Origin of the sequence: Xanthomonas sontii (assembly GCF_040529055.1) — a bacterium.
In the GTDB taxonomy this organism is placed as follows: domain Bacteria; phylum Pseudomonadota; class Gammaproteobacteria; order Xanthomonadales; family Xanthomonadaceae; genus Xanthomonas_A; species Xanthomonas_A sontii.
Map to the genome: position 1 here is coordinate 4,873,206 of NZ_CP132342.1, position 13,884 is coordinate 4,887,089.

At 69.9% G+C, this 13,884-nt stretch carries 9 protein-coding genes; 2 read left to right on the top strand and 7 right to left on the bottom strand.

Going from position 1 to position 13,884, the window contains the following annotated elements; all coding sequences use genetic code 11:
- Positions 1-97 precede the first annotated feature (97 nt).
- Positions 98-754 (bottom strand): hypothetical protein, encoded by a 657-nt coding sequence (locus RAB70_RS20750; protein ID WP_017907553.1) that lies wholly within the window; start codon positions 752-754, stop codon positions 98-100.
- Positions 755-1,116: 362 nt separating this feature from the next.
- Between RAB70_RS20750 and RAB70_RS20755 the strand changes: the two genes are divergently transcribed.
- The gene (locus RAB70_RS20755) at positions 1,117-1,503 is read left to right on the top strand and encodes a hypothetical protein (protein ID WP_148827875.1); all 387 of its coding nucleotides are present in this window, start codon (positions 1,117-1,119) and stop codon (positions 1,501-1,503) included.
- A gap of 69 nt (positions 1,504-1,572) precedes the next feature.
- Here the strand turns inward: RAB70_RS20755 and RAB70_RS20760 are convergent, their stop codons facing one another.
- The 3 genes from RAB70_RS20760 to RAB70_RS20770 form a co-directional block, all read right to left on the bottom strand.
- The gene (locus RAB70_RS20760; protein ID WP_170268139.1) at positions 1,573-3,543 is read right to left on the bottom strand and encodes a tetratricopeptide repeat protein; all 1,971 of its coding nucleotides are present in this window, start codon (positions 3,541-3,543) and stop codon (positions 1,573-1,575) included.
- A 637-nt stretch (positions 3,544-4,180) separates the two neighbouring features.
- Positions 4,181-4,999 (bottom strand): UDP-2,3-diacylglucosamine diphosphatase, encoded by an 819-nt coding sequence (locus tag RAB70_RS20765; RefSeq protein ID WP_148827877.1) that lies wholly within the window; start codon positions 4,997-4,999, stop codon positions 4,181-4,183.
- Positions 4,996-6,711, bottom strand: a complete 1,716-nt coding sequence (locus RAB70_RS20770) for a lysophospholipid acyltransferase family protein (protein WP_192578905.1) — start codon at positions 6,709-6,711, stop codon at positions 4,996-4,998. Before RAB70_RS20770 ends, RAB70_RS20765 begins: the two co-directional genes overlap by 4 nt.
- Before the next feature lie 206 nt (positions 6,712-6,917).
- Between RAB70_RS20770 and metK the strand changes: the two genes are divergently transcribed.
- The gene (gene metK, locus RAB70_RS20775; RefSeq protein WP_010342184.1) at positions 6,918-8,129 is read left to right on the top strand and encodes a methionine adenosyltransferase; all 1,212 of its coding nucleotides are present in this window, start codon (positions 6,918-6,920) and stop codon (positions 8,127-8,129) included.
- A 430-nt stretch (positions 8,130-8,559) separates the two neighbouring features.
- Here the strand turns inward: metK and RAB70_RS20780 are convergent, their stop codons facing one another.
- From RAB70_RS20780 to RAB70_RS20790, 3 genes are read right to left on the bottom strand one after another with little or no spacing between them, the layout of a single operon-like run.
- Complete coding sequence (locus tag RAB70_RS20780; protein ID WP_148827878.1) at positions 8,560-9,777, bottom strand: histidine-type phosphatase; 1,218 nt, start codon at positions 9,775-9,777, stop codon at positions 8,560-8,562.
- 44 nt (positions 9,778-9,821) lie between these two features.
- A complete protein-coding gene (locus RAB70_RS20785) occupies positions 9,822-10,937 on the bottom strand; it encodes a Ca2+-dependent phosphoinositide-specific phospholipase C (protein ID WP_148827879.1) in 1,116 nt (371 codons plus the stop codon).
- 47 nt (positions 10,938-10,984) lie between these two features.
- Complete coding sequence (locus tag RAB70_RS20790; protein ID WP_148827909.1) at positions 10,985-13,699, bottom strand: TonB-dependent receptor; 2,715 nt, start codon at positions 13,697-13,699, stop codon at positions 10,985-10,987.
- Positions 13,700-13,884 lie beyond the last annotated feature (185 nt).

Sequence of the window (13,884 nt, forward strand, 5' to 3'; positions counted from 1 at the left end):
CGGATGGGCGAACACGCTCCACTACATGCCAAATAGAACAGGCAAGGCGCCCGCTGGGACGCCCTGCCCTTCTTCATGCGCTGTTTGAATCAGCCGCTCACTTGAACCATCCGTGGACAACATTGGAGACGGTTGCCGCCACGCCGATGTTGCTTGAGAGCGCATAGCCGACCACGTCCGAGCCGATGGTGGCAAACCACTTCCAGAAGCCCTTCTTCGAGGTAGCTCCGCCAGCGGTGGACTCCCCATGCTCGGCGGCATACTTGGACCAGTACTGCGTGGAGTGCCTGGCCACGCTAAGCGCGCCCAGGACAAGCGCGCCATTCTTCGACTTGGGGTCGAGCCGCGCAATGCCTTCCCGCTCCAGTTCCTCGAACTGCAACGCCGCCGCGTCGAAGTCCTCGGCGTTCTGCACGATCTGGTCCATCCGCTCGATGAACGAGTATTCGTAGGCGCTGAGCTGCTGGCGCAGCCCGGCCAGGTTCTCGGTCATCGGCCGGGTCGGATCGACGCCATCGACGATGGGCTGCTGCGTGGCGACGAAGCGTTCCAGCGGCACGCCGGGGGCATAGCCGCACTTCTTGACCAGCAGGGTCAGCGCGTCTTCGGCCGTGGCATTCAGGTCCATCAGGCAGCCCAAGTACATGTTGTGCTGGATGCCAGCCTGGTCGACCGGGTTTTCGGCCGCCAGCGCAGGGGCGCCGACGACACTGCCCACCAGCAGAGCGGTTGCGACAAGGAACTTCTTCTTCATGAGCGTTCTCTCGCTATATGGAAGGGATTGGAGATGGCTGGGGTGCGTGGATCGCCCCCGGGGGATGGCCACCGCCGCATCGGCACACGCTGCGATCCGGCGATTCCAGGCTAGGCAGCGCGTCGGCGTGGCACGAGGGCGAAGCCGGGCCGCCCACGGAACGAACCGGGTCGGATTGGCGACGCCGTGCCAGGCGGAGCGACTGCACGGTGGCGCGCCTCGCGCCTGCGGCACGGATGCCACTGCCGAAAAATCAAGGCCTTAGGCGGATTTGTTCCCGGTCTATACCCGCGGATGCGCTGGCATCCGCGCCGCCGCCATTCGTAGGCTGCAGTCTCTTCTCTGCGCGTTGCGAGGTTCCGATGCCTGCCTGCCGTTCCGTCTTCCATGCCGCCCTTGCCGCGGCCCTGCTGACCTTGCCGCTGATCGCCCACGGCCACGACACCCTGCCGCCGGACTGGTGCCTGGAGGAGAGCCAGGAACCGGAGGTGGTGGTGAAATTCGATTTCGACGGCGAGCAGTTGCGGCAGACGATGGACAAGTGCGGCGTGGTCGATAGCCACGAGCCGTACACCAATACGCTGAACACCATTGCAGCCTATTGCGAGGTGGTGGCGCCGTCGCGCTCGGCCAAGCCCATCGTGCTCGGCCCGACGACCTTCCTGGCACGCGACCACCACAGCGCCTACCGCATGGAGCAAGGCTTGAAGGGCGCCTGCGTGGTCTGCCCGGCCAAGCGCGGGCGCTGACGCACCATGCAGGCGCGCTCGCCGGTTAGCGCAGCCGACGATCGCCGGCAGGAGAAGTGCCGGGCTTGCTCAGCCGAGCGCGTCCCGGCGGGTGTAGGCCAGCACCGTGTCGATCCTCGACTGCAGGGCGGCGCGCGCCTCCGCCGACAGCTCTCCGCAGTGCGCGAGCACGAAATAGGCCGAGCGCAGCACGTCCCGCCAGCGCGGGTTGCTAGGCAATTTGGAGACCGCCAGGTAGCGCTCCATCGCCCGCGCACGCAGGCGGCCGTCGTCGATGTTCACGCGCCAGATGCGGCTGCGCTCGGCCAACTCCAGGCGTCCGGTCGCGGTGGCGCGCTCCCAGGTGTCGATGACCGCCAGCATCAGGTCGACCAGCGCACGCCGGAAGGCATCGCGCAACGCAGGCGCGGCGGCCTCCGCTGGCGTGTGCTCGGCCTGCGCGGTGTCCGCCACCGCGCCACGGTCGCGTTCCTGCAGGCCGAGGACGACCAGGCCATCGCCACCGCGCCAGGGCGTGAAGGTCACGGCGAGCGGCGTGCCATGCCGTGCGACGATCTCCAGGCGCTGCGCGGCGCTGTCCTCCATCCGCTCCAGCGCCGCCTGCAACGCCGGGCGGTCGCCCTTGGCAACGCAGGCGAACACCGGCTGCCCGACCGGTTCGGCGTCGTCCGCGCCGCCGAGCAGCAGGCGGCCGGCACGATTGGTGGCCAGGACCTGGCCTTCGGCATCGAGCAGGCACAGCGCGTCCTCGCGGCTGTCGAGCAGGGTCTGCAGCAGGCTGCGATCCTCGGCCAGCGCGTCCGCCTCTCGCCGATAGCGGGCCAGTTGCTCCTCGTGGCGGACCTGCCGTGCGGCTTGCAGCAAACGTTCGCGCTGGCGGCGACGCTGCAGCCACATCCAGAGGCCGAGCGCGGCGGCGACGCCGGACACCAATGCCAGCCACAGCAGCAACGTGCGTTGCCGCAGCTGGACCTGGCGCAGGCGGTTCTCGCTTTGCAGGGCATCGATGGTGCGCTGCTTTTCGGCGGTGTCGAAGCGGATCCGCAGCCAGTCCAACTGGCGATCGTGCTGCGCGCGTACCAGCGCCGCGGCCTCCGCATTCGCGCGCCGCAGCGTGGCGATGGCCGCCGCCGTCTCGCCACTGCTTTCCTGCAGCCGCGCCAACTCCTCCAGCAACGGCACCCGCACCGGATCGCCGCCGGCGGCCGCTGCCAGCGCCGCGCGCAGGCGGGCCGCGGCGGCGGCCGCGTTGCCTTCGAGGCGGGCGGTCCGCGCCAGCTGCAATTGCAGCGCGGACGGCAGCGGCAGCGCCCATGCCTCGGCGAGCGCCAGCGCACTGGAACTCCAGCGCTGCGCCTGCGCGACGTCGCCGAGCGCCAATGCCGCGCGGATCAGGCCATCGTGCACACGCAGTTCGTACACGCGGCGGCCCTGCGCCCGGTACACGGCAAGCGCCTCCTGCAGCCAGGCCAGCGCCTGCGGCGTGTCGCCGCTGTCAAGCGCCAGCTCGGCCATGGTTTCCTGCACGTGCGCGGCCTCGATGGCGTCGCCCTGCGCGCGGTTGGCGGCAAGCGCATCGCGGTAGTAACGCATCGCGGTGTCGGACTCGCGCAGTTCGCGATACACGTCGGCGATATTGGTCAGCACGGACGCAGAGACCGCGCCGCGCGCGCGCTGGATGTCCAGGCTCAGCGTCAGGTTGCGCAGGGCGCCGCGAAAATCCCCGAGCCGGCGCAGCGCCGCACCGACGTTGTTCAGATCGCGCGCCTCGCCCATGCGGTCGTGCAGCGAGCGGGACAGCGTGGCCGCACACTCGAAGCGCGCCAGCGCCTGCGGCAGGCGTTCGCGGCGGAAATCGAGAATGCCGCGGCGGCGGGTGAGCTCGTAGCGCAAGCGCGCGCCGCCGGCATCGCCGAGGTTGGCCTGCGCGCAATCCAGCGCCTGTTCGGCGGCGTCGAAGCGGCCGCCATCGAGTTGCTGCTTGGCAAGTGCGAACAATGCCTCGACCCGCGCATCGCCCGCCGAGTGCGGCGTCGACACGCCCGCCTGCTGCACGCACAGCAGCGGATCGGGAAGCGGACGCGGCGCCGCAGGCTCCGCGCAGCCATAGATCGTGTTCTGCGCAATCGCGGCCGCGCTCGCCGCAAGCAGGACGCCCAGGCACGCCCATCGCAGGCATGTCCGCGGCCGCGTGCCAGGCGCGGTGACGTTCGCCTGGACGGAATCGCCAGAAACGCCGGACCCGACCAAGCCGAACCATGTCCCCATGGATCTGCGCGACCGGCCGCACAACGCCTTCCCTGGTTTCACTGTCTCCACAACTCCAGAACTGATCGGGATGCGGCGCACGCGCGCCGCAGCGACATGGATCAGCGTGAGGCCCGGGCGCGAACGTGGGTTCCTGCCCGGGCATGTCGCGCCGACGCATCGCAGTAGACCCGATGCCACGGAAGCCGGGCAAGCGCGCGCGGTGGTGATGCACACCACACACGGGTCATCGTGGAATAGCGGTCACACCGCGTTCTACGCTTCCGTCCACTGCAGGGACGGCGGTGCCACGCCCAGGGCGATTCGCGACAAGGACACCTGCGGAGCGCGCAGGCGCGGCAGCAGTGGAACGCACGACCTGCCAGTCACGCGCCAGGCTGTGCAGCACCGCCTGGCACGATCGTCTGATTCACGCCGCGCGCGGCCAGACGTTCTCCTGCACCAGCCGCAGACGCGGCGGCAGTTCGCGCAGCACCTCGCCGCGGTGCGAGAGCAGACGCAGGGTGCCGTCGGCCTCTTCGGCGAGCGCGGTGAGGTTTTCGACCCAGTCGCCGTCGTTGGCGTAGACCAGGCCGTCGCGCTCGAACAGTCCGGCGCGATGCACGTGGCCGCAGATCACCCCGTCCAGGCCGCGGCGGCGCGCGTCGTCCAGGCCGGCAGTGACGAAGCGCTCGATGTAGCGCTCGGCGGCGCTGCTCTGCCGCTTCAGGTAGTCGGCCAGCGACCAGTAGCGCATGCCCAGGCGGCGGCGCACGCGGTTGGTCAGCTGATTGCCGGTGAGGATGCGGTAGTAGAGCCAGTCGCCGAACTTCTCCTGCAGGCCGCCGAACTGGGTCACGCTGTCGTAGTCGTCGCCGTGCACCACCAGCAGGCGGCGCCCGTCGGCGGTGGCGTGCACCGCGCGCCGTCGCACCTGCATCGCCGGCAGCGCCAGCCCGCAGAAACGGCGGATCGGCCGGTCGTGGTTGCCCGGCACGTAGATCAGTTCGGTGCCGCCGCGGGCCAGCGCGTGCAGCGCATCGACCACGCGCTGGTGCGCCGCGCTCCACACCGCGCGGCGCTGCGCCATCCACCAGAAGTCGACGATGTCGCCGACCAGGTACAGCTGGTCGCAGCGCAGGCCGCCGAGGAAGTCGGCCAGCTCGCGTGCGTGGCAATGCGGCGCGCCCAGGTGCACATCGGAGACGAACACCGCGCGGCGCGGCGCCAGGCTGTTGAGCGGACTCATGCCACCACCTCTGCTTCGTTGCGGGGACGTTCGAGGTAGCGCGCGCGCTTCTTGCTGCGGATGCGCTGCAGATCCAGCTCGATCAGGCCGTCGACGGCGTCGTTGAACGCGGGGTCCACGCCGAAGGCGAGGAAGCGCGCACCGCCGGGTTCGCACAGATCGGTGTACTGCTTGTAGAGCATCGGCACCGCCGCGCCCAGCGCGTCGAGGTTGCCCTTGAGCACCTTGAAGGCGGTGTCGGCGTCCAGTTCGTCGAACGCCGACGGCGCTTCCGGATACGGGAACGGCCGCGCCGACGCGGCTTCGCCGCTGGCGTCGCCGTAGTAGCGGGCGTAGTAGGCCACGATCTGCTCGCGCGCCGCGTACGGCAACGCGGCGCTGATCGACACCGCGCCGAACAGGTAGCGCACCTGCGGATGGTCCTGTAGATAGGCGCCGATGCCCTGCCACAGGTAGTCGATGCTGCGACTGCCCCAGTAGTCCGGCACCACGAAGCTGCGGCCCAGTTCCATGCCCGCGGCGATCCGCGGCAGCATGCCCTCGCCGTAGCGGAACAGTTCGGCGGTGTAGAAGCCGGCCAGGCCGCGTTCGGCCAGCACCGGCGCGCCGCGGGCGACCCGATACGCGCCGACCACGCGGGTGGCGGCGCCGTCCCACAGCACGATGTGCTCGTACCAGGTGTCGTAGTCGTCCAGGTCCAGGCGCCGGCCGGTGCCCTCGCCCACCGCGCGGAAGGTCAGCTCGCGCAGGCGGCCGATCTCGCGCAGTAGCGCCGAGCCGGCGCGCAGCCGGCCGACGCGGATCTGCTTGCCGTCCAGGGTATGACCGAGGCTGCGCAGGCCGGCCACTTCAACGGCCAGTTGCGCCGAGTCCTCGGCGGCGACCAGCGCTTCTTCGTTCGGCGCGGCCTGCCCACCGCTGCGGCCGAGCGCATACAGCTCGCTGCGCAGGCGCCGCATCAATTCGGCTTCGGGCAGGTCCTGCGGCAGCGCGCGGGCGCGGCCCAGGCTCAGCGCGATGCGGCGCTCGCGGCGGGCGAACATCTCCCGCGCCAGCAGCGCGGTGCCGGCCGGCTTGAACAGCGCCGAGGCGCCGTAGAACAGCGCCGAATTGCGTGCGTGGATGCGCACCGGCAGCACCGGCGCGGCGGTGCGCAGAGCGAAGCGCAGGAAGCCGCGGCGCCAGCGCCCGTCGGCGACGCCGCCCCAGCCCAGCCGCGAGACCTCGCCGGCCGGGAACACGATCACGCATTGCTCCTGCGCCAGCGCCTGCTCGATCGCCCGCACGCTGGCCGGCGACGGTGCGCCGCCGAGGATGCGCACCGGCAGCAACAGGTCGCGCAGGCCTTCCAGCGCCCACAGGAAATCGTTGGCGACGATCTTCACGTCGCGCCGCACCTGGCCCACGCAGTCCAGCAGCGCCAGCGCATCCAGCGCCCCGGAAGGATGGTTGGCGACGATCAGCAGGCGCCCGCGCGCCGGGATGCACTCGGCGGCGGTCGGTGCAACCACGTAGCGGGCCTGCAGGAAATCCAGACCGGCCTGGACCAGAGCGAAGCCGCGCAGGTCGCGGTTGGCCTCCAGGAACGCGTCCAGCGCGTCCAGTCCCGACCATTTCTGCAGGCCGCGCAGCAATGGCCGGACCAGCCGCGAGCGGCGTCCGGCAAACCAGTGCGGGTAGCGGTCCTGAAGACGGCGTTCGAGTGCGAGCACGGCAAGCCCCCTTGCTGACTGCGCACAGCTTCGGCCGCGGCGGCGACACCGATCTTGCAATCTGACTACGGCAAGGTGACGGGCGCACCATGGCGCGCCAACCGGTTAACCTTGGGCAACGTCCGCCCCGGGCAGCATGCACGCCGCCCGGCGCCCGTGTATCATTCGCCTCCATCTTTTCATCCGAATACAAGGATATAGCCGCGATGTCCAGCTATCTCTTCACCTCCGAGTCGGTCTCCGAAGGCCACCCGGACAAGATCGCCGATCAGATCTCCGATGCGGTGCTCGACGCGATCCTGACCCAGGACAAGCGCGCGCGCGTGGCCTGCGAAACGCTGGTCAAGACCGGCGTGGCGATCGTCGCCGGCGAAATCACCACCAGCGCCTGGATCGATCTGGAAGCGCTGACCCGCAAGGTGATCCTGGACATCGGCTACAACAGCTCCGACGTCGGCTTCGACGGCGAGACCTGCGGCGTGCTCAACCTGATCGGCAAGCAGTCGCCGGACATCAACCAGGGCGTGGACCGCAAGAAGCCGGAAGAACAGGGCGCTGGCGACCAGGGCCTGATGTTCGGCTACGCCACCCGCGAGACCGACAGCTTCATGCCGGCCGCCATCCACCTGTCGCACCGTCTGGTCGAACAGCAAGCCAAGGTGCGCAAGAAGAAGAACTCGCCGCTGGCGTGGCTGCGCCCGGACGCCAAGAGCCAGGTCACCCTGCGCTACGAAGACGGCGTGGCGACCGCCATCGACGCGGTGGTGCTGTCCACCCAGCACGATCCGGACATCAAGCAGAAGCACCTGGTCGAAGCCGTGCGCGAGGAAATCCTCAAGCCGGTGCTGCCGGCCAAGTGGCTGCACAAGGGCACCAAGTTCCACATCAACCCGACCGGCAAGTTCGTGATCGGCGGGCCGGTGGGCGACTGCGGCCTGACCGGGCGCAAGATCATCGTCGACACCTACGGCGGCTGGGCGCGCCACGGCGGCGGCGCGTTCTCCGGCAAGGATCCGTCCAAGGTCGACCGTTCGGCCGCCTACGCCGCGCGCTACGTCGCCAAGAACGTGGTCGCCGCCGGCCTGGCCGACCGCTGCGAAGTGCAGGTCTCCTACGCCATCGGCGTGGCCGAGCCGACCTCGATCTCGGTCACCACCTTCGGCACCGGCAAGATCGCCGACGACAAGATCGAGAAGCTGATCCGCAAGCATTTCGACCTGCGTCCGTTCGGCATCATCCAGATGCTCGACCTGATCCACCCGATGTACCAGCAGACCGCCTCGTACGGCCATTTCGGCCGCACCCCGAAGGCCTTCACCTACACCGACGGCACCGGCGCCCAGCACCAGGCCACCGCGTTCTCGTGGGAGAAGACCGACCGCGCCGAGGCGCTGCGCGCGGACGCCAAGCTGAAGTAAGCCGGCCTGCCCGCGCTTGCAAGAAAGAACGGGCCGCATTGCGGCCCGTTCTGCGTTTGGGTGGTGGGAACTGGCCAGTGGCGGACACTGGCAGCGGCCATGCAGGCAGAGGTGCGCCATGCCGCAGGAACGCTTCCGCGCAGCAGCGGCTTCGGCCGCGACAGGCGTTGCTTGGAACGCGCGTCGCAACGGAAGTCGTTCCGCAGGATGGACTGGGCCTCCTTGTGGGAGGGACTTCAGTCCCGACGACGGAGGGTGTCAGTCGGCTGTCGGCGGCGCTTGCCGCGGCTGCATGACAGTCGACTCCCGCAGGCAGCCGCGCGCGTTACCGCATCGTCGGCGTGCGCTCAAGGGCGGCCGTACAGGCGGCACGGCATGTGTGCTTCGCCCAGGTCCGCCAGGCAGCAGCGATGGTCACGGTGGGAGCGCCTCAGCCGCGGCGCTGCAGCGCCGCCTGCAGCAGCGCCTGGAACTTCGGCAGCGGGCACAGCCCGGTCGCGGCATCGCTGCAACCCGGAATCTGCAGCGTCTGCAGCAGCGGCGGGTGGCGCAGGCTCAATGGAGTCAGCGCGCGCAGTTGATCCAGCGACTGCGCCTGGTAGCGCACGCGCACGTAGCGCTGGCCGTTGCGTGCATCGCGCACCTGCTCCACCACCAGCGCACCGCCCGGGGGCGCGTCGTCGCGGCCGAAGCCGGGCAGATGGAAGTGCAGGTCGAGCAGGCCGCTGAGCGCGGCGATGTGGGTGTCGCTGGCGACCAGCACGCTCAGCCGCGGCGCGTCGTCCGCGCCCAGCGTGTCCAGCAGGCGGTGCGCCAGCGGCGCGCCCGCGCGCGCGGCCATGTACTGCGGCCGTGCGTAGATCTCGAACAGCAAGGCGTGCAGTCGCGACACCGCGGCGATGCGCGCCGGCGTCGCGCGACCCCAGCCGACCTGGTCCAGCGGCATGCCTTCTGCGTACTGCAGGATGAACACCTCGGCCGTGCCCGAGGTCAGGTCCAACGGGCCGTGCAGGGCCAGGCTGCGCCCGTTTGCGCCCGGGGTCAGCGACGAGGGCATGTGCACGAAGTCGCAGCGCTCCGTGCAGCCGAGGATCTCCTGCATGGTGCGCAGTTCGCGCGCATACGGTGCCAGCACCGCGCCCGGGCCGCCGGTCTGGCGCTGGATCGAGGCCACCGCGGCGGCGGCATCGAACTCCACCGCGCCGGCTTCCACAGGGCGGAACAGCGGATCGTCGCTGCCCTCGGCCTGGTGGCCGGCCTGCAGATGGCAGCCGGGCGCGAGGGTGTCGGCGAGCAGCTCCGCACTGACGATGGTGCGCTGGTCGGTGTTGGCGTAGATGCTGACCGTGCCGTCGGCCGGGCAGCCCTGCGCCGGCAGCACGCCATCGCGCAGCAGCCATTGCCGGGTGTAGTCGCCGCTGCGTTCCACCGCCGTGCGGCCGTGCGCGGTGAGCAGGCTCGGCGGCGTGTCCCACACCGGCCAGGGCTGCGACGCCAGCGCGGCGGCCGCGGCCTCGCCCGGCAAGGGCGCGCGCACGCCGTGGCGGAACAGCATCCAGACCTTTTCGACCTGCAGCGCGGGCGAGGGCTTCGGCGCCGGCCGCGCCTGCGCGCCCAATGCCGCCACCAGCAGCACGACCCACAGCATCCAACGCGTTCTTGTTTTCATCATCGTCCCCAACATGGAAAGTCTCACGGTGCGCTCGTGCCGCATGCGGCCGTGACCCGGTCGCAGCGCAGGCCCGTGGCGATACCGAGCCAGTAGCCCAGCCGCTGCGGATCCGGGGCGCCAGCGTAGTAATCGGTGCTGATCCATTGCGCGCCGGCCTCCAGCGCCGCCCGTGCGCGGCGGCGGTCGTGCGCGCGCGCCTCGCGGCCATCGGTATCGGCGCGGGTGCGCACCAGGAAGCCCTGCGTCACCAGCGCGCGGATCCGCGGCGCCTCGGCCAGCGGATCCTCGATCGACAGCACCGCCGCTTCCGGCTGGTCCGGCGCGTACCAGCCGAACATCATGCGGCCGCGCAGCGATGGATGATCCTGTCGATACAGCGCCTCGTGCCGCGGATTGCCGTCGAGCACGAACAGCAGGCGGCCGCGCGCCTGCGCCACCCGCGGCCAGGCATGCGCCAGCACCGCCTCGCGCAGGCTCGGCGCGTCGCCGCGCACGTCGTCGGGCACGATCAGGCGCGCACGCCCGACCACCTCGGCGATGTCGCGGTCCAGTGAGTCCAGGTCATGAGCGTCGAAGGCGGAACGGTGCGGCCACAGGCCCGGCACCGGATCGAAATCCACCGCATTGACCAGCACCACCAGCGGCGTGTGCCGCGGGTGCGCGCGCGACCAGGCGGCGAGGATCGCCAGGCAGTCGCGGAAGCGCAGGCAATGGCTGGCGTAGTCCAGGCCCGGCTGGTGCAGGACCTTGGCGCCGGGCGCGTGCATGCGGGCCCGGGTCGCCGCATCCGCGCGTGCATACGGCGCGGCGTACAGGCCGCCGTGCGGATCGGCGGCCACGTCGAGTTCGAGTTGCCGCAGCCCCAGCGCGAGCTGGGCCTGCAGCGAAGGATGGCCATAGGCCAGTGCCGGCCATTCGGCCGCATCGTGCGCCTGCAGGCGCTGGCGCACCTGCGCGGTCGGCACCGGCCGATAGCTGTTGTGCGAGCCGAGCAGTTGCACCTGGTCCAGGCGCAAGCCGTCGATCGGCACCGTCACCGGTGCCGCTGCCGCGCTGGCCGCTCCCGGCAGGCCGATCAGCGCCAGCCAGACGAGCAGCAGCGCGCGGCCGACAACGCCCCACCCGCCGCGCGGCACAGGGCCGTGCGGCGGGTGGCGACGTCCCGCGTGCGCAAGCGCCCGCTTCAGAACGTGTACTTCACGTTCAGCAGCGCGGTACGGCCGGCATCGACGATGTCGGAGATCGCGGTGCTGTTGTGGCCCACGTGCGCCCAGTAGCTCAGGCGGTTGGTGAGGTTGGCCACCGACAGGTCGGCACGCAGGTGCTCGTTGAAGGTGTAGCCCACGTGCAGGTCCACACGCGTGATCGGCTTGACCCACAGGTCGTCCCAGGTCGCGCCGCGGTTGTAGTAGTCGTACACCGAGACGTACTCGCCGGAGTAGTGGTAGGCCAGGTTCACCGACAGCGGGCCCTTCTCGTAGAACAGCTCGGCGTTGGCCATCAGGTCCGGCGCGTTCTGGATGCGCTCGTCGTGGAAGCCGTCCATGCCCAGGTCGACGCGGGTGGTCTGGCGGGTGACGTTGGCGCCGATGCCGAAGCCGTCCAGCGGTGCCGGCATGCCCTGCAGGGTCTGCCGCACCGCGGCCTCGACGCCGAGCACCTTGCCGTCGCCGCCGTTCTGCGGACGCACGTAGCGCACATTGCCGGCGCCGGTGCTGGTGCCGGCGTTGGCCGGATCCGAGCCGCTCTCGTAGATGTAGTCGGTCAGGCGCTTGTAGTAGCCGGCCAGCATCGCGTGGCCGCCGTGGCCGTTGTCCCACTCGCCGGACAGGTCGACGTTGAGCGACTTGATCGGCTTCAGATCCGGATTGCCCTCGGTGATGACCGTGGTGCCGTCGCTGGAGACGTCGTAGTTGGCGCCGCCGCCGAGCTGCACCAGCGCCGGCCGGGTGTAGCTGGTCCACACCGAGGCGCGGTACACCGCGTTGCCGTTGCCCGGGCGGTAGTTCAGGAACACGCTCGGCAGCGGCACGTCGTAGCTGGTGTGGTTGCTGCTGAAGAAGCCGGGCAGTTCGTTGCCGTTGGCGTCTTCGGGCATGGTCCAGAAGGTGTTGCGGATGCTGGTGTGCTCGAAGCGCACGCCCGGGATCACTTCCAGGTCGCCGCTGCGGAAGGTGGCCATCGCATACGCCGAGGTCACCGCCTCGTCGCCACGCATGGTCGCGCAGTTCTGGTTGTTGATCGCCAGGCTGCCGCAGGTGTCGAAGCTGGCCGCGGTCAGGTGCTGGGCGATCATCGCCTTGAGCCCGCCGTTGCTGAGCTTGACCGTCGGCCATGCGTACTTGCCCGGGTACACCGAGTCGTACTGGCCGACCACCAGGCCGGTGTCGCGCAGCAGGGTGCCGTCGGTGAACTTGCTGTTGGTCCAGTCGCGCGAGGTGAAGTCGCGGGAGCTGTCGACGTACTTCACGCCGAACTGGATGTTGCTCAGCGCGCCCTGGTCGAAGTCGTAGCGCACGTCGAACTTGGCGCCGCCCTTGGTCTGGCCGCTGTAGGACTTGGTCAGCTGGCCGTAGCGACGCGCATACAGGCTGCCGATGTCGCTGGCCTGGGCCTGCAGCGCCGGGGTCAGCAGCGGCTTGGGGAAGCCGTCGCCGTCGTAGCCGGAGAAGGTGCTGGCACCGCCGTACGGGAACTGGGTGGAGGCGTACTGGTCCACGCGCGCGGAGATTTCCACGTGGTCCGGGCGATCGTTGTCGCCGTAGCTGTAGAACAGGTTCGGCGACAGCGTCCAGTTGCCCAGTTGCTTGTCGGCGCCGAACTGGAAGGTGGCCAGGTCCGCCACTTCCGGGTTGGTCTCGTACCAGTAGCGCACCGCCACGCGGTTGATCTGCGGCTGGTACACGCCGGTGGTGCCGATCTGCGCAAGGCTCACGTTGGCCGGCACCAGCTGGGTGTAGCCGGTGTTCTGCTCGGTCTTGGCGTAGGCGTAGGTGGCGCGCGCGTACAGCTGCAGGCTCGGGTCGACGTGCCAGTCGAAGGACACGTTGCCGCCGTAGCGCTTGGTGTCGCCGGCGGAATAGCCGATGTTGGCGCCGGTGGCCATCAGCAGATCCTGCGGATCGTAGCCGGGCGCCGGCTGGCCGCTGACCGTGGTGCGCGAGAAGTACTTCTTGCCCCAGTCGCCACGCGAGGCGGCAGCGTTGGCCACTTCGCTGTTCACGTAGTGGCGCTCGTCGTAGTACGCGCTGGTGTACACGCCGAACTGGTTGTCGGCGCCGAACTTGGCGTGGAATTCGCCGGCCGCGCCCTTGCCCAGGCCGTCGTCGCCGTAGTCGCGCGCACGGCTTTCCATGCGCCCGCTGGCGGTGACGCTGCCGCCCATCGCCTCGCTGTAGTCGAAGCCGCTGGGGGTGCGGTAGTCGATGGTGCCGCCGATCGCGTCGCCGTCCATCGCCGCGGTGGAGGTCTTGTTCAACACGATGGTCTGCAGGCCCGACGGCGGCAGCAGGCTCAGCTGCACGCTGCGGCTGTAGGGCAGGCCCTGGGCCACGTTGACGCCGTTGATCAGGTTGACGTTGTACTCGGCATTGAGGCCACGCACCGAGGCGAACATGCCCTCGCCGCGCGCGGCGCCGTCGACGCCGCCGAAGTACGACTGCCCGGTGTTGACCACGTTGACGCCGGGCAGCAGACCCAGCGCCTCGGCGATGTTGTGCACGGCGGTGTACTTCAGGTCCTCGGCCGACAGCACGTTGGCCGTGTTGGTCGCGGCCATCTGCATGTCCGCGGCGTTGTAGCGGGTGACGGCGACGGTGATCTTGTCCAGGGTCTTGGCGCTGGCGTCGGACGCGGCGGTCTGCGTCTCCTGCGCATCCTGCGCCTGGGCCAAGGCCATCGGCGCGACACCGAGCAACGCGGTGGCGATCGCCAGTGACAGGCGTTTCTGAAGATGGATCGAGTGCGACATGAAAAATCCGAACGTAGGCGCGACCAACGGAACGGGCCGCAGGCCGGGCATGGAGGGGAGAGAGGCCGTGATCGTGTTCGCGGCGGCGCGCATTGTTGGCGGACGCGGCTGCA

Bases quoted from the DNA above. Each gene is read 5' to 3' on its own strand.
- RAB70_RS20765 (WP_148827877.1), bottom strand. From the start codon at position 4,999: ATGAGTCCGCTCAACAGCCTGGCGCCGCGCCGCGCGGTGTTCGTCTCC.
- RAB70_RS20750 (WP_017907553.1), bottom strand. From the start codon at position 754: ATGAAGAAGAAGTTCCTTGTCGCAACCGCTCTGCTGGTGGGCAGTGTC.
- RAB70_RS20755 (WP_148827875.1), top strand. From the start codon at position 1,117: ATGCCTGCCTGCCGTTCCGTCTTCCATGCCGCCCTTGCCGCGGCCCTG.
- metK (WP_010342184.1), top strand. From the start codon at position 6,918: ATGTCCAGCTATCTCTTCACCTCCGAGTCGGTCTCCGAAGGCCACCCG.
- RAB70_RS20780 (WP_148827878.1), bottom strand. From the start codon at position 9,777: ATGCTGTGGGTCGTGCTGCTGGTGGCGGCATTGGGCGCGCAGGCGCGG.
- RAB70_RS20790 (WP_148827909.1), bottom strand. From the start codon at position 13,699: ATGGCCTTGGCCCAGGCGCAGGATGCGCAGGAGACGCAGACCGCCGCG.